The organism is Streptomyces sp. NPDC041205 (assembly GCF_055591765.1).
Map to the genome: position 1 here is coordinate 670637 of NZ_JBVIZH010000003.1, position 20207 is coordinate 690843.

17 protein-coding genes are annotated in these 20207 nt (G+C 72.9%); 11 read left to right on the forward strand and 6 right to left on the reverse strand.

The features are described 5' to 3' along the window. Positions 1-131 precede the first annotated feature (131 nt). Positions 132-827, reverse strand: a complete 696-nt coding sequence (locus ACZ6BG_RS17290; protein ID WP_469001857.1) for a type 1 glutamine amidotransferase domain-containing protein — start codon at positions 825-827, stop codon at positions 132-134. Between the two features lie 254 nt (positions 828-1081). On the opposite strand from ACZ6BG_RS17290, the gene ACZ6BG_RS17295 reads away from it, so the two are divergent. Then, a complete protein-coding gene (locus ACZ6BG_RS17295; RefSeq protein ID WP_469001860.1) occupies positions 1082-1744 on the forward strand; it encodes an NADPH-dependent F420 reductase in 663 nt (220 codons plus the stop codon). Here ACZ6BG_RS17295 and ACZ6BG_RS17300 read toward each other — a convergent pair. The 5 genes from ACZ6BG_RS17300 to ACZ6BG_RS17320 are packed head-to-tail and all read right to left on the reverse strand — an operon-like array spanning position 1689 to position 7507. Next, entirely contained in the window at positions 1689-2756 is a 1068-nt protein-coding gene (locus ACZ6BG_RS17300) for an ABC transporter ATP-binding protein (RefSeq protein ID WP_469001862.1), read from the reverse strand. The genes ACZ6BG_RS17295 and ACZ6BG_RS17300 overlap by 56 nt on opposite strands. Then, a complete protein-coding gene (locus tag ACZ6BG_RS17305) occupies positions 2753-3793 on the reverse strand; it encodes an ABC transporter ATP-binding protein (RefSeq protein WP_469001864.1) in 1041 nt (346 codons plus the stop codon). The genes ACZ6BG_RS17300 and ACZ6BG_RS17305 overlap by 4 nt, the downstream gene beginning before the upstream one ends. After that, positions 3793-4779: an ABC transporter permease gene (locus ACZ6BG_RS17310; protein ID WP_469001866.1), complete on the reverse strand. Its 987-nt coding sequence runs from the start codon at positions 4777-4779 to the stop codon at positions 3793-3795. The genes ACZ6BG_RS17305 and ACZ6BG_RS17310 overlap by 1 nt, the downstream gene beginning before the upstream one ends. Next, positions 4776-5750: an ABC transporter permease gene (locus ACZ6BG_RS17315; protein WP_469001869.1), complete on the reverse strand. Its 975-nt coding sequence runs from the start codon at positions 5748-5750 to the stop codon at positions 4776-4778. The genes ACZ6BG_RS17310 and ACZ6BG_RS17315 overlap by 4 nt, the downstream gene beginning before the upstream one ends. A 14-nt stretch (positions 5751-5764) precedes the next feature. Beyond that, complete coding sequence (locus ACZ6BG_RS17320) at positions 5765-7507, reverse strand: ABC transporter substrate-binding protein (RefSeq protein ID WP_469001871.1); 1743 nt, start codon at positions 7505-7507, stop codon at positions 5765-5767. Between the two features lie 129 nt (positions 7508-7636). Here ACZ6BG_RS17320 and ACZ6BG_RS17325 point away from each other — a divergent pair, with 129 nt between their 5' ends. From ACZ6BG_RS17325 to murJ, 10 genes are all read left to right on the forward strand, one after another. Next, positions 7637-8998 (forward strand): aminopeptidase P family protein, encoded by a 1362-nt coding sequence (locus ACZ6BG_RS17325; RefSeq protein WP_469001873.1) that lies wholly within the window; start codon positions 7637-7639, stop codon positions 8996-8998. Between the two features lie 140 nt (positions 8999-9138). Next, the gene (locus tag ACZ6BG_RS17330) at positions 9139-10293 is read left to right on the forward strand and encodes an NAD(P)/FAD-dependent oxidoreductase (RefSeq protein WP_469001875.1); all 1155 of its coding nucleotides are present in this window, start codon (positions 9139-9141) and stop codon (positions 10291-10293) included. 29 nt (positions 10294-10322) lie between these two features. Beyond that, positions 10323-10643, forward strand: a complete 321-nt coding sequence (locus ACZ6BG_RS17335) for a (2Fe-2S)-binding protein (RefSeq protein ID WP_468459012.1) — start codon at positions 10323-10325, stop codon at positions 10641-10643. Next, positions 10624-12138, forward strand: a complete 1515-nt coding sequence (locus tag ACZ6BG_RS17340) for an FAD-dependent oxidoreductase (protein WP_469001878.1) — start codon at positions 10624-10626, stop codon at positions 12136-12138. The genes ACZ6BG_RS17335 and ACZ6BG_RS17340 overlap by 20 nt, the downstream gene beginning before the upstream one ends. A 182-nt stretch (positions 12139-12320) precedes the next feature. Continuing rightward, positions 12321-13229, forward strand: a complete 909-nt coding sequence (locus ACZ6BG_RS17345) for a dihydrodipicolinate synthase family protein (protein ID WP_469001883.1) — start codon at positions 12321-12323, stop codon at positions 13227-13229. Positions 13230-13335: 106 nt separating this feature from the next. Then, positions 13336-14340 carry a proline racemase family protein gene (locus ACZ6BG_RS17350; protein WP_469001885.1) on the forward strand — a complete coding sequence of 335 codons (1005 nt, stop codon included), beginning with the start codon at positions 13336-13338 and terminating at the stop codon, positions 14338-14340. Then, a complete protein-coding gene (locus ACZ6BG_RS17355; protein ID WP_469001889.1) occupies positions 14337-15734 on the forward strand; it encodes an aldehyde dehydrogenase family protein in 1398 nt (465 codons plus the stop codon). Before ACZ6BG_RS17350 ends, ACZ6BG_RS17355 begins: the two co-directional genes overlap by 4 nt. A 191-nt stretch (positions 15735-15925) precedes the next feature. Further along, positions 15926-17191, forward strand: a complete 1266-nt coding sequence (locus tag ACZ6BG_RS17360; protein WP_469001891.1) for an alpha/beta fold hydrolase — start codon at positions 15926-15928, stop codon at positions 17189-17191. 90 nt (positions 17192-17281) lie between these two features. After that, positions 17282-18469 carry a M6 family metalloprotease domain-containing protein gene (locus ACZ6BG_RS17365; protein ID WP_469001895.1) on the forward strand — a complete coding sequence of 396 codons (1188 nt, stop codon included), beginning with the start codon at positions 17282-17284 and terminating at the stop codon, positions 18467-18469. 144 nt (positions 18470-18613) lie between these two features. After that, positions 18614-20182, forward strand: coding sequence for a murein biosynthesis integral membrane protein MurJ (gene murJ, locus ACZ6BG_RS17370; RefSeq protein ID WP_469001898.1), 1569 nt, complete (start codon positions 18614-18616; stop codon positions 20180-20182). Positions 20183-20207: the final 25 nt, after the last annotated feature.

Genomic DNA, 20207 nt, shown 5'->3' on the forward strand with positions numbered 1-20207 from the left:
TGTGCAAGAACGCGTGAAGAGCGGGTTCAGCCGTGCACGGGCAGCCGTCCGACGTGACGTCGGAAAGCCGGCCGCCCGGCGTCACGTCGGACAGGACAGGGCCGAAGCCGCTGGTGGGAGCAGGCCGGGTGTCAGCCCAACTGCTTCAGGAGTTCCGTGGCCAGCGGGGCCGAAGAGGCCGGGTTCTGGCCGGTGACCAGGTTGCGGTCGACGACCACGTACGGAGCCCACGGCTCGCCCTCCCGGAAGTCGGCTCCCACCGCGACCAGACGGTCCTGGAGCAGCCACTTCGCCCGGTCGGCGAGGCCGGCCTGGGCCTCCTCGGCGTTCGTGAACCCGGTGAGGCGGTAGCCCGCGAAGACGTTGGTGCCGTCGGCCCTGGTGGCGGCTAGCAGCGCGGCCGAGGCGTGGCAGACGGCGGCGAGCGGCTTGCCCGACTCCAGCGCCAGGGACAGGAGCCGTCCGGAGGCCGCGTCGACGGCGAGGTCCTCCATGGGGCCGTGGCCGCCCGGGTAGTACACCGCCGCGTAGTCGTCCAGGTCCACGTCCTCCAGGCGGATCGGCGACTGGAGCGCGGTGAACGAGGCGAGCCCGGCGGCGATCCTGTCGGCGCCCTCCTGGCCGCCGTTGACCTCGGGCGCCAGGCTGCCCCGGTCCACGGTCGGCACGACGCCGCCCGGCGTGGCGACCACGATCTCGTGGCCAGCCGCCCGGAACGCCTCGTACGGCGCCACGGCCTCCTCGGCCCAGAAGCCCGTGGGGTGGGGGGTGCCGTCGGCGAGCGTCCAGAAGGCGGCACCGGTCATCACGTAAAGAATCTTCGACATGCGTCGAACGTAGGTGTCCGGCTCCATAGGAATCCAATAGGAACGCCACTGGCAGCGATTGGATATCCAATGGGCGGCGGGGAATATCCGGGACGGCCCCCAAGCCTGCGAAGGCCGGCCGTGCGAGCCCCGCGCGGACGGGCAGGGGCGCCGGATATTCCCGGGGCCCGGCGGAAATAGTGCCGGTGGCCCCGGGGTTGGGTGCACACATGCGGCAGCGGCACCCCCGTCGCGCCACGGTTCTGGAGGACCCCATGAAGATCGGCATCATCGGCGCGGGCAACATCGGCGGCAATCTCACCCGGCGCCTCACGAAGCTCGGGCACGAGGTGTCCGTGGCGAACTCCCGGGGACCCGCGACCCTCACCGCCCTCGCCGAGGAGACCGGCGCCACGCCCGTGACCGTCGCCGAGGCCGCGCGCGGCGCCGAGCTCGTCGTCGTGACCATCCCGCTGAAGAACGTCCCCGACCTGCCGTTCGACCTGTTCGACGGGGCCGCCGACGGGTTCGTTGTGCTCGACACCGGCAACTACTACCCGAAGGAGCGCGACGGCAGGATCGACGCCATCGAGGACGGCGGCGTCACGGAGAGCCGCTGGACCGAGCAGCACATCGGCCACCCGGTCATCAAGGCGTTCAACGGCACGTACGCCGAGGACATCCTCGACAAGCCGCTGCCCAAGGGCGACCCGGAGCGCATGGCGCTGCCCGTCGCCGGTGACGACGAGGCCGCCAAGAAGGTCGTCCGCGACCTGATCGACGAGCTGGGCTTCGACACGGTGGACGCGGGCGGCATCGACGAGTCCTGGCGCCAGCAGCCCGACACCCCCGTCTACGGCCTGCGGGCCGGAGTCGCCGCGGTCACCGACGCGCTCGCGGCGGCGTCCCCCGAGCGCCCGGCGACGTTCCGGGCGTAGGCGGCGGGGCCACGGCCGTCTCGGGAAAGTGGCAGGCCACCTCCCGCGCCTCGCCCGGCGACCCGATCCGCAGGACCGGCGCCTCGGCCTTGCAGATGTCCTGCGCCTTGGGGCAGCGGGGGTGGAACGTGCAGCCGGGCGGGGGAGCGGCCGGGCTCGGCGGGTCGCCCAGGAGCGTGATGCGCTCCCGGGCCCGCTCGGCCGCCGGGTCGGGCAGCGGTACGGCGGAAAGCAGCGCCCGGGTGTAGGGGTGCGCGGGGGCCGCGTACACCCGCTCCTTGGCGCCGATCTCGACGATGCGGCCGAGGTACATGACGGCGACCCGGTCGCAGATGCGCTTGACCACCGACAGGTCGTGGGCGATGAAGAGGTAGGCGAGGCCCAGCTCCCGCTGCAGTCGCTCCATCAGGTTGACGATCTGGGCCTGGACGGAGACGTCGAGCGCGGAGACGGGCTCGTCGGCGACGACGAGGCGCGGCCCGGTGGCCAGCGCCCGGGCGATGCCGACGCGCTGGGCCTGGCCGCCGGAGAACTCGTGCGGATAGCGGTCGCTGTGCTCGGGGATGAGCCCGACGAGCTCCATCAGTTCGAGGGCGCGCTTGCGGGCGTCGGTGGCCGAACTCCCTTGGACGAGCAGGGGGTCGGCGATGATCCGGGCCACGGTCTGGCGCGGGTTGAGGGACGAGTGCGGGTCCTGGAAGACCATCTGGAGCTCGCGGCGCAGCGGCCGCAGTTCGCGCTGCGAGAGATGGCTGATGTCGCGGCCGTCGTAGGTGACCGTGCCGCTGGTGGGTTCCAGGAGACGCACGATGGTGCGCCCGGTGGTGGACTTGCCGCAGCCGGACTCCCCGACGAGGCCGAGCGTCTCGCCCTCGGCGACGTCGAAGCTGATGCCGTCGACGGCCCGCACGGGAGCCGTGCCGCGCCGCTTGGACGGGAAGGACGTCGTCAAGTCCCGCACGGCGAGGAGTGGTTGCCGTTCCGTCGGGGTGGGGTGGGTCGCTGAGGTCATGAGGGGACGCCTTCGTACGCGGGGAAGTGGCAGGCGGCCGGGTGGTCGGCCGGGCCGCCGAGCAGCGGCTGTTCGGTCTCGCACCGCAGCCGTTCGTCGTCGGCGGCGGCCGCGGCCCGGGGGCAGCGGGGCGCGAAGGCGCAGCCGGGGGCCGGGGCGAGCAGGGAGGGCGGGCTGCCGGGGATGGCCCGCAGCGGCTCGTCGTCGGCGTCGTCCAGACGTGGCAGGGAGTCGAGCAGGCCCCGGGTGTAGGGGTGGGCCGGGGTCGCGAACAGCGTGTCCACCGGGGCCTGTTCGGCGGCCCGGCCCCCGTACATCACGAGCACGTCGTGGGCGACACGGGCGACCACGCCCAGATCGTGGGTGATCATGACGACGGCGAGGCCCCGGTCCTCCTGGAGACGGGCGATCAGCTCCAGGATCTGCGCCTGCACCGTGACGTCGAGGGCCGTGGTGGGCTCGTCCGCGATGAGCAGCTCGGGCTCGCAGGCGAGGGCCATCGCGATCATCACGCGTTGACGCATGCCGCCGGAGAACTGGTGCGGATACTCACCCGCCCGCCGCTCCGGCTCCGGGATGCCGACCTCGGCGAGCATCTCCACCGCACGCCGACGGGCCGCCGCACGGCGGGAGTTGAAGTGCACACGGTGGTGCTCGGCGATCTGCTCGCCGACCGTGTAGTAGGGGTGGAGGCTGGAGAGCGGGTCCTGGAAGATCATCGCCATGCGGCGGCCGCGCAGCCGGTTGAGGGCGCGCTCGTCGAGGCCGATCAGCTCCCGCCCGTGCAGCCGGATGGAGCCGGTGACCTCGGCGCCGGTGTGCAGGCCGAGGACGGCGAGGGAGGTGACGGACTTGCCGGACCCCGACTCTCCCACGATGCCGAGGGTCCGCCCCCGGCGCACCTCGAAGGAGAGTTGGTCCACGGCCCGGACCCGGCCGCGCCCGGTCGTGAACGTGACGCTCAAGTCCCTTACGGACAACAGAGGTTCGTTCCGCTCGACGGGGGCCGGCGCGTCCTCGTGGGACAGCAGGGTCATCAGAACCTCACTCGCGGGTCGACGACGGCGTACAGCAGGTCGACGGCCAGGTTGGCGACGACGATGAAGGTGGCGGCGAGCAGCGTGACGCCGAGGATGACCGGCTGGTCGCCGGTCGACAGGGCGCCGTAGAAGAGCCGTCCGATGCCCGGCAGGCCGAAGATGGACTCGGTGATGACGGCGCCGGCGAGCAGCCCGCCCAGGTCCATGCCGAAGAGGGTGAGGATCGGCGTCATCCCCGCCCGCAGGCCGTGCTTGACGACGACCTTGCGGCGCGGCAGACCCTTGGCGCGGGCCGTGCGGATGTACGGCTCCGCCATCGTCTCGATCATCGAACTGCGGCTCTGGCGTGCGTACATGGCCGCGTACAGGATGGCGAGCGCGAGCCAGGGGAGGAGCAGGTTCGACGCCCAGTCGAGGGGGTCGGAGCCGAAGGAGACGTACTGCGGATAGGGCAGCAGGTCGGCCGTCCGGATCAGGCCGTAGATCAGCATCATCGACGTGAAGTACACGGGCAGCGAGGCGGCGCCGACCGCGCCGACCATCAGGAGTTTGTCGGTGAGGGTGTCCTTGCGCAGCGCGGCCGTCACCCCCGCGGTCAGGCCGAGCGCCAGCCACAGCACGGCCGCGCCGAGCGCGAGCGACGCGGAGACCGGCAGCCGGTCCATCAGCAGGCCCCAGACGGCTTCGCTGTTCTCGTAGCTGTAGCCGAGGCACGGGAAGTCGCACCGCAGTGCGTACTGGCCCGTGCCGATGGTGCGGCCCGTGAAGATGCCGGCGAGGAAGTCCCAGAACTGCTGCCAGATCGGCTGGTCGAGGCCCATGTTGGCGCGGATCGCCGCGAGCCTGTCGGCGCTGCACGACTTGCCGCAGGCCGCGGCGGCCGGGTCGGACGGCAGGACGTAGAAGATGGTGAAGGTGACGGCGGCGATGGCGATGAGCACACCGGTCACGGCGAGGAGACGGCGGGCGATGTACAGGATCATGTGCGGCTGCCCCTCGGGTCGAGGATGTCCCGCAGCGCGTCGCCGAGCAGGGTGAATGCGAGCACGGTCAGGAAGAGACAGGTGCTCGGAATGACGAAGTACATGGGGTCCGTGTCGTAGAAGGCGACGCTCTCGGCGATCATCTGGCCCCAGGAGGGCGTGGGCGGCCGGACGCCGACGCCGAGATAGCTCAGCGCCGCCTCGGTGGCGATCATGCCCGGGATGATCAGGGTCGTGTACGCGATGACGGGCCCGGCGACGCCCGGAAGGATGTCGCGGGTGAGGATCCGCCAGGACCCCGAGCCGCCCACGCGCGCGGCGTCGACGTACTCGCGGTGCTTGAGCGAGAGCGTCTGGCCGCGCACCACGCGGGCGATGCCGGGCCAGCCGAACAGGCCGATCACGGCGGTCATCAGGAGGATGCGGTTGACGTCCTTGGCCACCGACATCATCGCGATCATGAAGATGAGGGAGGGGAAGGACATGGTCAGGTCCATGATCCGGCTGAGGACGGCGTCGATCCGGCCGCCGAAGTAGCCGGCCGCGACCCCGGCCGCCGTGCCCGCGATCACGACGATCGCCGTTGCCGCGAAGGCGATGAGCAGGGAGACCTGCGCGCCGTGCACGACCCGGGCGAACAGATCGCGTCCGGTGACGGGTTCGACGCCCAGCCAGTGCTCGGCGGAGATCCCGCCGAGCGGCCCGATGGGCTGCCCGCCGAGGTAGGGGTCGACCGCGGTCTTGTCGAACTCCTCGGGCGACCAGCCGCCGAGCGCGCTCAGCAGCGGAGCGGCGATGGCCATGACGGCGAAGAGCGCGACGATGACGAGGGAGATCTTCGCCGAGGTGCGGCGGCGCAGTTCGGCGCGGGCGAGGCGCCAGGGGCCGCTGCCCGCGGCGGTCGTCGTCGGTTGCTGAGCCTTTTCCCGTGCCGGTTTCGGCTCGGGTGCCTTCGGGGTGAGGGTGGTCATGGTCGGAGTGCCCCTCAGCCGTTGCTCTTGGACGGGTCCTTGAGGCCGACCGTGGCGTAGTCGAGCTGGCCGCCGAAGGACGTCTGGCCGTACGCGCCCGCGACGTTGCTGCCGAGGACCAGGGGCCAGCGGCGCACCAGGACCGGGACGGTCGGGGCCTTGGCGAGGATCTCGCCGTCCAGCTCCCGCCAGGCGGAGCCCGCCTTCTTCGCGTCCGTCATGGCGGCGATCTCGTCCATGCGCTTCATGGTCGGCTTGTCGCGGAAGAGGGAATGGTTGCCGGTGTTGCCCTTCTCCTTGATGTAGCGGCCGTCGAAGACGAAGGGCAGGAAGGTCGAACCGGACGGGTAGTCCGGGCACCAGCCCGTGTAGACCAGGTCGGTGCGGTTCTTGGTGTCGCCGATCGTGGCGTAGAACGCGGACGGGTCGACGGTCTCGATGGTGACCTTGATGCCGGCCTTGCCGAGCGACTCCTGTATCGCCTCGGCCCGGCCCTTGTCGCCGGTGGAGACGGTCATCTTGGTCGTGAAGCCGCCCGGTTTGCCCGCCTCCTTCAGGAGCTGCTTGGCCTTGTCGACGTCACCGGCGACGGGGATCTTGAGGGTGTCGGGCTGCTTGCCGCCGAACAGCGAGGCCGGCATGTAGGCGGTGGACGGGTCGTTGAAGGCGGGGCCGCCGGAGGCGGTGAGCACCGACTCCCGGTCCAGGGCGTACTGCACGGCCTGGCGGACCTTCACATCGGTGAACGGACCGCGTCCGGTGTGCATTTGGACCATGTCGGTGCAGTTGGTGGACTCGGCGATCAGCCGCTTCTTGACCTCGGCGCTCGGCAGCACCTTGGCGGCGCTCTCCGGCCGCACCGCTCCCCAGGAGACGGCGGAGGCGTCGGCGCCCTGCGAGGCGATGAGCCGGTCGTCGATCTGGTTGGCCTTGAGGCCCATGACCATCACGAGCTTGTCCGGGTGGGCCTTGCGGACCGTGTCGGTCGAGGCCTTCCAGTGCGGGTTGCGCGCGAGCACCAGCTTCTTCCCGCGCTGATACGACTGGATCTTGTAGGGGCCCGACGAGAAGGGCCTGTTGTCGTACCGCGGTCCCTTGTCCCGCTTCTTGGGCACCGGTGCGAACGTCGGCATCACCGTGACATTGCGGAACTCCGCGAAGGGCTTGCGCAGTTCGAAGACGATCGTGTGGTCGTCGGGGGTCTTGACGGAGTCCAGGTGCTCGCCCTCGGCCGGGCCCTTGTAGCCCTTGGCCCCGGCGAGGTAGCGGGCCGCGTAGTCGGCGCCTCCGGGCAGGTCGGGGGAGAAGGACCGCTCGACGTTGTACTTGATGTCCTGGGCGGTGACGGGCGTGCCGTCCTCGTACTTGATGCCCTTCTTGAGGCGGAAGGTCCAGGTCCTGGCCCCGTTGGAGGGGGTGCCGAGGTCGGCCGCGAGGTCGGGGACCAGCTCGCCGCCCGCGGTGCCGGGGGCTGCCTTGTACGTGACGAGGGTGCGGTAGAGCAGCCGGGTGCCGAAGTCCATGTCGCTCATGACCCAGTTGCGGGCCGGGTCGAGGTGGGTGAAGTCCTGGTTGGACAGGACGGTCAGGGTGCCGCCGCGCTGCGGAGTGCCGCCGACCACGGCCCCGGCGTTGAGGGTCGCGGGGTTCTTGCCGCCCCGCCCCTTGCCCGAACTCGAGCCGGAACAGCCCGCCGTGCCAAGGGTGACGGCCGTCGCCAGGACGGCGGCGACAGCGGTGAGGGTGCGCTTGTTCATCAGTGGTCACTCCGAGAACAGTCGGCCAGCCCCGAGGTGGCTGGAATGTGACCGGTAACATAGTAATGTGAAATTGTACTGGCAAGGCATCGACCCGTCCGTTACTCACCTGTGTCCGAAGGGATCCCCGTGAACGAGTCCGCGTCGACCGGCATCCGCACGGTCAGCCACGACCTCCCCGAGTCCCCCGAGTTCGCGTCCTTCATGGCCCGCGACTGGGCACCGAGCCCACTGCCGGACGGCATCCGGCTGCCCGCCGCCGACCTCACCCCGGCCCGCCGCGCCCGCCTGTCGGCCCGCTTCCCCGGCGAGCGGCTGATCGTCCCGGCGGGGGAGTTGAGGGTCCGCTCCAACGACTGCGACCACCGCTTCCGCCCGCACAGCGCCTATGCCTGGCTGACCGGACTCTGCGGCGAGGACCAGGCCGGTCATGTGCTGGTCCTCGAACCCGACGGACCGCACGGCCATGAGGCGGTGCTGCACCTGCGCCCCCGGTCCCCGCGCACCGACAACGGCTTCTACCGGGACCGCCGCTACGGCGAGTTCTGGGTGGGCCGACGCGCCGACCTCGCGGAGGCCGAGCGGATGACCGGCGTCCGCTGCGTGCCGCTCGTCGAGCTGCCGCCGGGCAGGAACGCCGCCGCCGACAGCGAACTCGCCACCGTACTCAGTGAGTTGCGGCTGGTCAAGGACCCCTGGGAGGTGGGCCAGCTCCAGCTCGCCGTCGATCACACCGCGACCGGCTTCGAGGACGTCGTCCGCGCCCTGCCGCGCGCCCTCACGCAGCCGCGCGGCGAGCGCTGGATCGAGGGGGTCTTCGGGCTGCGCGCCCGCGCCGAGGGCAACGGCACCGGCTACGAGACCATCGCCGCGTCCGGCGCCCACGCCTGCGTCCTGCACTGGATACGCAACGACGGCCCCCTGGACGCAGGGGAGTTGCTGCTGCTCGACGCGGGCGTGGAGACCGACACCCTCTACACCGCCGACATCACGCGCACCCTGCCGCTGTCCGGGCGCTTCTCCCCGGTCCAGCGGCAGGTCTACGAACTCGTCCTCGCCGCGCAGGACGCGGGCATCGCCGCGCTGCGGCCCGGCGCCGCCTTCCGAGACTTCCACCGGGCCGCGATGCGCGTCATCGCCGAAGGGCTCGCCGCATGGGGGGTGCTGAAGGACGCCGAGGGCGAGTTCCACCGGCGCTACACCCTGTGCAGCAGCGGACACATGCTCGGCATCGACCTGCACGACTGCGCCCAGGCGAGGGCCGAGGCGTATCTCGACGGGGTGCTCGAGGAGGGGCAGGTGCTCACCGTCGAGCCCGGCCTCTACCTCCAGCCGGACGACGAGACCCTGCCGCGCGAACTGCGCGGCATCGGCGTGCGCATCGAGGACGACCTCGTCATCACGGCCGACGGGGCCCGCCTGATGTCCGGCGCGCTGCCGAGGACGCCGGAGGGCGTGGAGGAGTGGATGGGTGCGCTGATGGAGGGCTGAGCCCGGGGCGGCCGGGGCCGGGCGGATCGACCAGGGCCGGGGCCGGACTGCTGATCCGGCGGTGCGGGCCGGACGGCTGAAGCGAGGACGGCTCGCGCGAAACCCTTGGCATCGTCAGTGCCATGTGAAATATTACTGGCGTGCTCACGAGAAACTCCTCGGACGTCATCGTCGTCGGCGCGGGCGTCGTCGGCGCGGCCTGCGCCTACTACGCCGCGCAGGCCGGCCTCACCGTCACCGTGGTCGACCGCGGCCCGGTCTCGGGCGGCACCACCGGCTCCGGCGAGGGCAACCTCCTCGTCTCCGACAAGGAGCCGGGCCCCGAGCTCGAACTGGCCCTGCTCTCCACCGAGCTGTGGCGGGAGCTGACCGAACTGCTCCCGCCGCAGATCGAGTACGAGACCAAGGGTGGCCTGGTCGTCGCCTCCGGCGAGGACGGGATGCGCGCCCTGCGCGACTTCGCGGCCGGACAGGAGAAGGCCGGGGTGCGGGCGGAGGAGGTCGCGCCCGACCGGCTCCACGACCTGGAGCCGCACCTGGCCCCCGGCCTCGCGGGCGGCTTCCTCTACCCGCAGGACGCCCAGGTCATGCCCGCCCTGGCCGCCGCCCATCTGCTGCGGGCGGGCGGCGACCGCGTGCGCCTCAGGCTCGGCGAGGAGGTCACCGGTCTGCTCACCGGCGGCCACGGCGAACTGCGAGGGGTCGCGACGGCGACCGGCGAGCTGTACGCCGGGTACGTGGTGAACGCCGCGGGTACCTGGGGCGGCGAGGTCGCCGCGCTCGCGGGCGTGGACCTGCCGGTCCTGCCCCGCCGTGGCTTCGTGCTCGTCACCGAACCGCTGCCGCGCGTGGTGCGGCGCAAGGTGTACGCGGCCGACTACGTCGCCGACGTCGCCAGCGGCTCGGCGGCGCTGCAAACCTCGGCGGTGGTCGAGGGCACCGCGGCGGGGCCGGTCCTGATCGGCGCGAGCCGGGAGCGGGTCGGCTTCGACCGCACCCTGTCCACGGAGGTCCTGCGGCGTCTCGCGGCCCAGGCGACCGCCCTGTTCCCGGTCCTCGCCGGGGTCCGGGCGATGCGTACGTACGCCGGGTTCCGGCCCTACCTCCCCGACCACCTGCCCGCGATCGGACCCGACCCGCGCGTCCCCGGGCTGCTGCACGCCTGCGGACACGAGGGCGCGGGCATCGGGCTCGCCCCGGCCACCGGGCTGATCGTGGCGCGCTGCCTGACCGGCGGCCGACCGCCCCTGGACACAAGCCCGTTCGACCCCGGCCGCTTCATGCCCACGGCCTGATCAGCCACCACCACGAGAGGAGGCCCACCGTGGCCCGTGCCCGTACCCCCGCCGACCTGGTCGGCGCGCAGCCCGGCCCGTCGTTCGAGATCACCTTCGACGGCCGCCCCGTCCCCGCCCTGCCGGGGCAGTCCGTCGCCGCCGCGCTCTGGGCCGCGGACATCCTCGCCTGGCGCACCACCCGCGTGGGCGGTCGGCCGCGCGGCGCCTTCTGCGGCATCGGACAGTGCTACGACTGCCTCGCCACCATCAACGGCGCGCCCAACCGCCGGGCCTGCCTGGTGCCCGCACGCCCCGGCGACGCGATCACGACCCAGGAAGGACACGGCCATGAGCGCCTCGGCGTCTGAACCGGCGGCAGCCCCGCGAGCGGCCGGACCCGCCGAGCCGTCCGGACCGTACGACCTCGCGGTGATCGGCGCGGGCTCCGCCGGCCTCGCCGGGGCCGTCACCGCCGCCGAACTCGGCCTGACCGTCGCCCTGTTGGACACCGCGAACGGGACCGGCGGGCAGTTCTACCGGCACCCGGCACCGGCCGCCGGAGCCCTGCGCCCCGAAGCCCTGCACCACGACTGGTCCGCATACGCCGCGCTCCACCGACGCCTGGAGGCGAGCGCGGTCACCCGCCTCGGCGGACACCACGTGTGGACGATCGCCCGGGAGGGCGGCTCCCCGGACGGCGACGGGCCGTGGACCGTGCACGCCGTCACCGGCGCCGACGGTTGCGAGGAGCGGCCGGTGCGGGTGCGGGCCCGGGCGGTGCTCCTCGCGACCGGTGCGTACGAGCGCCAACTCCCCTTCCCCGGCTGGACGTTGCCGGGGGTCGTGGGCGCCGGGGGAGCGCAGGCCATGCTCAAGTCCGGCCTCGTGCTGCCCGGCAAGCGGGTCGTCGTGGCCGGGAGCGGGCCACTGCTGCTCGCGGTCGCGTCCTCGCTGGCCGCGGCCGGGGCGCGGGTGCCCGCCGTGGTCGAGGCGTCCGGCTACCTGGCGTACGCCCGGCATCCGCGGGTGCTCGCGGCCAACCCGCACAAGCTGGCCGAGGCGGCGCTGCACGGCGGCATCCTGCTGCGGCACCGGGTGCGGCTGCGCACCCGCGGCGCCGTCACCGAAGTGCACGGCCGCGACCGGGTGGAGGCCGTCACGGTCACCCGGCTCGACCGCGACTGGCGGCCGCTGCCGGGGACGTCACGCCGGATCGCGTGCGACGCTCTCGCCGTCGGCCACGGCCTCGTACCGCAGATCGAACTGGCCACGACGCTCGGCTGCGCGACCCGCGCCACCCCCGACCGCGCCACGGCCCTCGTCCTGGACGACCTTCAGGAGACGTCGGTGCCCGACCTGTGGGCGGCGGGCGAGACCGGCGGTATCGGCGGAGCACAACTGGCCAGGGTCGAGGGGGAGGTGGCGGGGCTTGCGATTGCTTCCCGGCTGCGCGGCCGCCCCGCACACCGTGGTCGCGTCCGCGAGCTCCAGCGCCGCCGCGACCGCATGCGCGCCTTCGCCGACGCCATGGCCGCCGCGCACGCGCCCGGACCGGGCTGGTCGCGCTGGCTGACCGACGACACGGACGTGTGCCGGTGCGAGGAGGTGACCGCGGGCAGCATCCGGACGGCGGTCGCCGACCTCGGCGCACGCGACGCGCGCACCGTCAAGCTCCTCACCCGCGCGGGCATGGGCTGGTGCCAGGGGAGGATGTGCGGGACGGGCGTGGCCTGCCTCGCAGCGGGCGCCGGGCCGGGGGAGGCGCCCGCCGAACGCCGCCCGTTCGCGGTGCCGGTGCCGCTGGGGGTGCTGGCCTCGCTGGACGGGCCCGCCGCCGAACCCGCCGAGGGGTCCGCCACCTGACTGACCCGCGGCGAACCCGTCGCCGGACCCATCACCTGACCCGCGGCGAACCCGCCGCCGAACCCACCGGCGATCCTGCCTGCCCCCTGACCCGAAGGCGACGCCGTCCACTGACCGCGCCCCCTTGTGGGCACCGTACTTCCCTCAATAAAATGTCACACACTATAGAGAGGTCGTCCGACATGACCGACACCGCCTGGAACACCACCCGCCCCTGGCGCGGCATCATGGTCGCCACCGCCCTGCCGCTCCGGGACGACCGATCCGTCGACTACGACGCGTACGCCGAGCACGTCCGCTGGCTGATCGACAACGGCTGCGACGGCGTCGTCCCCAACGGCTCGCTCGGTGAGTACCAGACCCTCACCGACGAGGAGCGCGCCCGCGTGGTGCACACGGCCGTCGAGGCGGCGGGCGACGCCGCCCGCGTCATGCCCGGCGTCGCCGCGTACGGCAGCGCCGAGGCCCGGCGCTGGGCCGAGCAGGCCGCCGCGGCCGGCTGCGGCTCGGTCCTGCTGCTTCCCCCCAACGCCTACCGCGCCGACGAGGACGCCGTGCGTGCCCACTACGCCGAGGTCGCCAAGGCCGGGGTGCCCGTCGTGGCGTACAACAACCCGTTCGACACCAAGGTCGACCTCACCCCCGCGCTGCTCGCCGAGCTGCACCGGGACGGGGCGATCGTCGCCGTCAAGGAGTTCACCGGCGATGTGCGCCGGGCCTACGAGATCGCCGAACTCGCCCCCGAGCTCGACCTGTTGATCGGCGCGGACGACGTACTGCTCGAACTCGCCGTGGCCGGGGCGGTCGGCTGGATCGCGGGCTACCCCAACGCCCTGCCCGCCTCCTGCGCCGAGCTCTTCCATGCCGCCGTCGCCGGTGACCTGTCCACGGCCCTGCCGCTCTACCGCTCCCTGCACTCCCTGCTCCGCTGGGACTCCAAGACCGAGTTCGTGCAGGCCATCAAGTTGTCCATGGACATCGTCGGCCGACCCGGCGGCCCCGTCCGCCCGCCCCGCTCCCCGCTCTCCGGCGAGATCGCGAGCCGCGTGCGGGAGGCCACCGAGAAGGCCGTCGCACACGGTCACCGCTGACCGCGACCGCTCGACTCGCCGCTGACGGCACTCGGTCGGCCTCAGGCCGCCCTCGGCTGCTCGGCGTCGAGCCGCCCGCAACCGCCCGCTTCCGAAAGGAGCTTCTGTGCGTACGCGTCACGTCTTCCACGCCGTCGACTCGCACACCGAGGGCATGCCCACGCGCGTGATCACCGGAGGCGTCGGGGTCATCCCCGGCACCACCATGGCCGAGCGCAGGCTGCACTTCATCGAGCACATGGACCACCTCCGCACGCTGCTGATGTACGAGCCGCGCGGCCACGCCGCGATGAGCGGAGCGATCCTCCAGCCGCCCACGCGCCCCGACGCCGACCACGGGGTGCTGTTCATCGAGGTCTCCGGCCTCCTTCCGATGTGCGGCCACGGCACCCTCGGCGTCGCGACCGTCCTGGTGGAGACCGGCCTGGTCACCGTCACGGAACCCGTCACCACGGTGCGCCTCGACACCCCGGCCGGACTCGTCCCGGTCGACGTGCGCGTCGAGGACGGCGTCGCCCGGTCCGCCACGTTCACCAACGTGCCCGCGTTCTGCGTCGGCCTGGAGCGCAAGGCGGAGGTCCCCGGCTTCGGGACGGTCACCTACGACCTCGCCTTCGGCGGGAACTTCTACGCCTTCGTCGAACTCGACGCCCTCGGCCTGCCGTTCGACCGCGCCCGCAAGAACGACCTGCTCGCCGCCGGGCTCGGCGTCATGGACGCCATCAACGCCTCACCGGACCGCCCCGTCCACCCGGAGCGGCCCGACATCGCCGGGGTCAAGCACGTCTACCTGGCCGCGCCCGGCTCCGACGCCCACCACTCGCGGCACGCCATGGCCATCCACCCGGGCTGGTTCGACCGCTCCCCGTGCGGCACCGGCACCTCGGCCCGGATGGCCCAGCTGCACGCCCGCGGCGAACTGCCCCTGGACCGCGACTTCGTCAACGAGTCCTTCATCGGTACGAGGTTCACCGGCCGGCTCGTCGCCGAGGCCGAGGTCGGCGGGGTGCCCGCCGTGGTACCGACCATCACCGGGCGCGCCTGGGTCACCGGCACCGCCCAGTACTTCCTCGACCCGGACGACCCCTTCCCCGGAGGATTCCTCCTGTGACCGCCGCCGTATCCCCGCTGTCCGCGTCCGCGTATCGCTCCGTCAACCCGGCCGACCCCGACGACGTGGTCCTGCGCGTCAGCACCCCCGGCGCCTTCGCCGCCGTGGACACCGTCGAGCGGGCCCGCGCGGCCCAGGCCGGCTGGCTGCTCGCCGGGGCGGCCGCCCGCTCGGCCGCCCTCGGCGCCGTCGCCGCCGCCGTCGAGGCAGCGGCGGAGGAACTGGCCGCGCTCGCCGTGCGCGAGGTGGGCAAGCCGCTCACCGAGGCCCGGGCCGAGGTCGCGCGCACCACCGCGATCTGGCGGTACTACGCCCAGACCCCCTACGACCCCGTCGGCGCCGTCCACGAGACCGCCGCCGGCGCCGGGCTGCTGCTCAGCCGCCGTCGTCCGCACGGCGTCGCCGGACTCATCACCCCGTGGAACTTCCCGTTCGCCATCCCGAGCTGGAAGGCGGCCCCGGCGCTCGCCGTCGGCAACGCGGTCGTCCTGAAGCCCGCCCCGCAGGCCACGGCCTGCGCCCTGCGCCTCGCCGAGATCGTCCAACAGGCCTTGCCCACCGGCGTTTTCACCGTGCTGCCCGGCGACGCCACCGAGGGCAACGCGCTCGTCTCCGCCTCCGACGTGGTCTCGTTCACCGGTTCCACCACCGTCGGCCAGGCGGTCGTGCGCACCGCCACCGCCCGCGGCATCCCCGTCCAGGCCGAGATGGGCGGCCTGAACGCGGCCATCGTCCTGCCGGAAGCCGACATCGAGCGGGCGGCCGCGCACATCGCCGCCGCGATCGCCGGATACGCGGGCCAGAAGTGCACCGCCACCAGCCGCGTGATCGCCGTCGGCGGGGCCCTCGACCCGCTGCGCGAAGCCCTCGGCGAGGCGCTGCGAGCCGTCCCGGTCGGCGACCCGGCCGACCCGGCCACCGTCTGCGGTCCGCTCATCGACGCCCGCGCCCGCGACCAGCTCGGCGACGCCGTACACGGCCTGCGCGTCCTCGCGGGCGGCACCGTGCCGGACAGGCCCGGCTGGTACGCGACCCCGACCCTGGTGGAGGACGTTCCCCCCGGCCATCGGCTGCTGGCCGAGGAGGTCTTCGGGCCCGTCGCGGCCCTGCTGCCCGCCGAGAACCTCGCCCACGCGGTCCGGATCACCAACTCCGTCCCGCACGGCCTGGTCACCTCGCTGCACACCGCGGACCTGGACACGGCCCTCGGCGGACTCGACCACCTCGACACCGGCATGATCCGGATCAACGCCCCGTCCACCGGCGTCGACTTCCACCTGCCGTTCGGCGGCACGAAGGCTTCCAGCCACGGGTCCCGGGAACAGGGGCGCGCGGCCCTGGAGTTCTATGCCACGACCCGGACCTACACCCTGTCGCCCGCGCACGCGATGTGACATCGGACGCCAGGGGCGCGGAGACGTGCGGGTTCTGCGGGAGCTTTGTGGTGTCTCTGCAGGGCTGTGGCGGTTGATCGCGCAGTTCCCCGCGCCCCTTACGGGGCCCGGTGCCATCGGCCTCGGGTCGCAGCGACCCTCTGATGCAATGTCACATGGCATGCTCCAGTCAGTCATCCCGGAAAGGGCTCATGAACCCCGCGTACACGACCGTCGACCACTTCTTCACCGTCCCCCTCGACCACTCCGCGCCCGGCGGGCCGACCATCCAGGTCTTCGCCCGCGAGGTCGTCGACCCGCGCCGCGCGGACGAGCGGCTGCCCTGGCTGCTCTATCTCCAGGGCGGACCGGGCGGCAAGTCCCCGCGTCCGTCCGCCGGTTCGCCGGGCTGGCTGGACGCGGCGCTCAAGACCCACCGGGTGCTCCTGCTCGACCAGCGCGGCACCGGCCGCTCCACCCCCGTCACCGCCAGGGTCGCCGCCCGCTTCACCGACCCGGCCCGGCTGGCCGCGTACCTCGGCCACTTCCGCGCCGACGCCATCGTCGCCGACGCCGAGCTGATCCGCCGTCAACTCTGCGGCGGCGAGCCCTGGGAGACCCTCGGGCAGAGCTACGGGGGCTTCATCACCCTCACCTATCTGTCCCGCGCGCCCGAGGGCCTCAAGGCCTGCTACGTCACCGGGGGCCTGCCCGGGCTCACCGCCACCGCCGACGACGTCTACACCCGCACCTACCCGCGCGTGCGCGACCGCGTCCGCGGCCTCTACGCCCGCTATCCGGAGGATGCCGCACGGCTGCGCAAGATCGCGGACCTCCTCGCGGCCACCGACGTCCGCCTGCCCGACGGGGACCGTCTCACCGTCCGCCGACTGCGCACGCTCGGGCTCGTCCTCGGCATGGGGGACGGATTCGAGCGGATCCACTGGCTGCTCGACGAATCCCTCGACACCGACGGGGAGTTGACCGACACCTTCCTGCGCCAGGTGATGGCCGTGACCGGCTTCAGCGACAACCCGCTGTTCGCCGTCATGCAGGAGACGCTCTACGGCCAGGGCGCGTCCCGCACCGGCTGGGCCGCGTCCCGCGCCCTCACGGACTTCGCCGAGTTCGCCGAGGACGCCGACCCGCTCCTGCTCACCGGCGAGATGATCTACCCCTGGATGTTCCGTGACATCGCGGGCCTGCGCCCTTTCGCGGCCGCCGCCGACCTGCTGGCCGACCGCACCGACTGGCCCCCGCTGTACGACCTCGACCGGCTCGCGGCCAACGAGGTCCCCCTCGCCGCGATCGTCTACCACGACGACATGTACGTGGACGCCGGACTCTCCCTGCGCACCGCCTGCCAGGTCGGCGCCGCCCGCGTCTGGGTCACCAACGAATGGGAGCACGACGGCGTCACCGCCTCCGGGGGCCGTGTGCTCGAACGTCTGACGGCGATGGCCGCGGGCCGCGCCTAGGGCCCGTCCGACGGTCGGCGCGGCGTCGCGCACCCGTCGGACGGGCCCCGGTTCCGCCCACCCGGCCCGTTCCACACCCTCGGGAGAGCCATGCCCGCACCGCCCCTCCACCTGCGGCCGTTGACCGCCGCGCTCGCCCTCGTCGCCTGTCTCGCCGCCCCCACCGCGGCCGACGCGGCCACCCCGCCCCGGCCCTCCGCCCCCGCATCCGACTGCGCACTTCCCGGTCGCACCGGCTGGACGGACGAAGGCCACGACACCGACCTCCGGCAGTTCCAGCGCGCCACCGGCACCCGCAAGGTCCTCACCCTCTTCGTCGACTTCCCCGACGCGCCCGCCACCGACTCCACCCGCGCCTACGCCGACCAACTCGCGCCCGCGGCAAGCTGGTTGAAGCAGGCAAGCCACGGCCGCTCCCGGCTCGCCGTCACCTCGCTGCACCGCTGGATCCGGATGCCCGCGGACTCCGCCTCGTACGGATTCGAGCGCGGTCTGACCTTCGAGGCGCACGAGAAGTACGTACGGGACGCCGTCACCGCCGCCGACCCGCACGCGGACTTCTCCCGCTACGACATGGTCTATGTCGTCCCCACCCGGGCGGCCGCCGCCATCACCTTCTCGCCGACCTACCTCTTCGACCCGAGCACGTCCGGCGTGAGCGCCGACGGCAGGCGTCTCAAGTGGGGGGTCACCTTCGGCCAGGACCTGTGGCGCTGGGGGCACAAGGTCGCCGCCCACGAGACCGGCCACACCTTCGGCCTGCCCGATCTCTACGCGTTCGCGGGCGACACCCACCGGTACACCGGCGGCTGGGACGTCATGGGTGACATCGCGGGACGTGCGCCGCAGCACCTCGGCTGGCACTCCTGGAAGCTCGGCTGGATCCGCGACGCCCAGGTGGCCTGCCTGCCCGCGCACGGGCGGCGCACGGTGCGGCTGACCCCGGTGGAGCGCGGGGGCGGCACCCAGATCGCCGTCCTGCGCACCGGCGGGACGACGGCGTACGTGGCCGAGTCCCGCCGGGCCGAGGGCCATGACCGGACCGCCTGCTCCAGCGGCGTCCTCATCTACAAGGTCGACTCCGCCACCCCGACCGGCGAGGGCCCCGTCCGCGTCATGAACGCCGCGCCGTCCCCCACCCCGCCCCCGGGCTGCGTGCCCCTGGACCTGGCCGCCCATACCCCCGGCCAGACCTTCACCGACCCCGACACCGGAGCGAGGATCACCGTGATCAGGGGTAGCGGGGAGGGAGACACCATCCGGCTCAGCAGGCCCTGAGAGCGATGTGTCCTTTGCCCCCGCTTGATCTTCCTTGCGTAGGGTGGCGGGATGGGGGAGGGGAACACCATCGCAAGACACGCCAACGCAAAACACAGGAGAAACAGCGCGGAGCAAGGCGGACTCGCACGGTCCTCGCTGCTCATGGCCGTCGGTACCGTCGTGTCCAGGGCGACCGGCCTCATCCGGCAGGTCCTCCAGGCGGCGGCACTCGGCACCGGCCTGCTCGCCAGCACGTACAACACGGCGAACACCGTGCCCACCGGCCTGTACACCCTGCTGATCGGCGGCGCGCTCAACGCGGTGCTCGTGCCGCAGCTCGTACGGGCCCGCGCCACGCAGCCCGACGGCGGCCGGGCCTACGAGCAGCGGCTGGTCACCCTGGTGCTGTGCGTCCTCGCGGCGGGCACGGCGCTCGCCGTGTGGGCGGCGCCGGAGATCATCGGCCTGTACATGCGCGACACGGCGGAGAACCACGAGGCCTTCGAACTCACCGTCGTCTTCGCCCGCTTCCTGCTGCCGCAGATCTTCTTCTACGGCATGTTCGGGATGCTCGGCCAAGTCCTCAACGCCCGCGAGAAGTTCGGCGCGATGATGTGGACGCCGGTCCTCAACAACGTCGTCCTGATCGCCATGTTCGGCGCCTACCTGGCGCTGATGACGGCGCCGCACAGCGTCGGCGACATCACCGCCGAGCAGGTCCGGCTCCTCGGTGTCGGCACCACCTGCGGCATCGCGCTGCAGGCCCTCGCACTGGTGCCGTACGTGCGCGAGGCGGGCTTCCGCTTCCAGCCGCGCTTCGACTGGCGCGGCACGGGCCTGCGCAAGAGCGCCCGCGCCGCCCGCTGGACCCTGCTGCTCGTGCTCGCCAACCAGGTCGCCCTGACCGTCGTCTCGAACTACGCCAACGCCACCGACCAGCGGCTGCCGCACGCGGGGGCCGGGTACACGGCGTACACGTACGCGCAGACGATCTGGCTCCTTCCGCAGTCCATCGTCACGGTCTCGTTGGTCACCGCGCTCCTGCCGCGGCTGAGCAAGGCCGCGGCGCAGGGCCGCACCGACGACCTGCGCGGCGAACTGTCCCGGGCGCTGCGCCTGACCGGTGTCGTGATCGTGCCCGCCGGATTCTTCTTCCTGGCGCTCGGCCCGGAGACGGCGGCGCTCCTGTTCGGCCACGGAGCCGCCGACGCGGCCGCCACGCGCCCGCTCGGCCAGATGCTCCAGGCCTTCGGCCTCGGCCTGATCCCGTTCTCCGCCCAGTACTTGCTGCTGCGCGGCTTCTACGCCTACGAGGACACCCGCACCCCGTTCTGGACGGCGGCGTGGATCGCCTCCGTGAACATCGCCCTGGCCGCCGTCTGCTACCAACTCCTGCCCGCCCGCTGGGCGGTCGTCGGCATGGCCGCCGCGTACACGCTGTCGTACGCCGTCGGTCTGCTGCTCACCGCGCGACTGCTGCGCAGGCGCCTCGACGGCCGCATGGACGGCAGGCGTCTGGTGCGCACGTACGGCAAGCTCACCCTGGCCGCCGCCCCCGCCGGGGCCCTCGCCTGGCTGGTGGCCCGCGCCTGCGCGGACCGGACGGACGCCGCGGACACGGCGACGACGGCCCTCGCTCTCACGGCGGGCGCCGCGGTGCTGATCGTCGGATACGTGCTGCTCGCACGGCTGCTGAAGGTCGGTGAGCTGCGACTGCGCGTCCTGCGCTGAGTCGGCGGACCGCTCTCGGCCACGG

Coding starts and splice junctions, on each gene's coding strand:
- ACZ6BG_RS17305 (WP_469001864.1), bottom strand. CDS start 3,793: ATGACCCTGCTGTCCCACGAGGACGCGCCGGCCCCCGTCGAGCGGAAC.
- ACZ6BG_RS17295 (WP_469001860.1), top strand. CDS start 1,082: ATGAAGATCGGCATCATCGGCGCGGGCAACATCGGCGGCAATCTCACC.
- ACZ6BG_RS17315 (WP_469001869.1), bottom strand. CDS start 5,750: ATGACCACCCTCACCCCGAAGGCACCCGAGCCGAAACCGGCACGGGAA.
- ACZ6BG_RS17310 (WP_469001866.1), bottom strand. CDS start 4,779: ATGATCCTGTACATCGCCCGCCGTCTCCTCGCCGTGACCGGTGTGCTC.
- ACZ6BG_RS17345 (WP_469001883.1), top strand. CDS start 12,321: ATGACCGACACCGCCTGGAACACCACCCGCCCCTGGCGCGGCATCATG.
- ACZ6BG_RS17320 (WP_469001871.1), bottom strand. CDS start 7,507: ATGAACAAGCGCACCCTCACCGCTGTCGCCGCCGTCCTGGCGACGGCC.
- murJ (WP_469001898.1), top strand. CDS start 18,614: ATGGCCGTCGGTACCGTCGTGTCCAGGGCGACCGGCCTCATCCGGCAG.
- ACZ6BG_RS17360 (WP_469001891.1), top strand. CDS start 15,926: ATGAACCCCGCGTACACGACCGTCGACCACTTCTTCACCGTCCCCCTC.
- ACZ6BG_RS17340 (WP_469001878.1), top strand. CDS start 10,624: ATGAGCGCCTCGGCGTCTGAACCGGCGGCAGCCCCGCGAGCGGCCGGA.
- ACZ6BG_RS17300 (WP_469001862.1), bottom strand. CDS start 2,756: ATGACCTCAGCGACCCACCCCACCCCGACGGAACGGCAACCACTCCTC.
- ACZ6BG_RS17290 (WP_469001857.1), bottom strand. CDS start 827: ATGTCGAAGATTCTTTACGTGATGACCGGTGCCGCCTTCTGGACGCTC.
- ACZ6BG_RS17365 (WP_469001895.1), top strand. CDS start 17,282: ATGCCCGCACCGCCCCTCCACCTGCGGCCGTTGACCGCCGCGCTCGCC.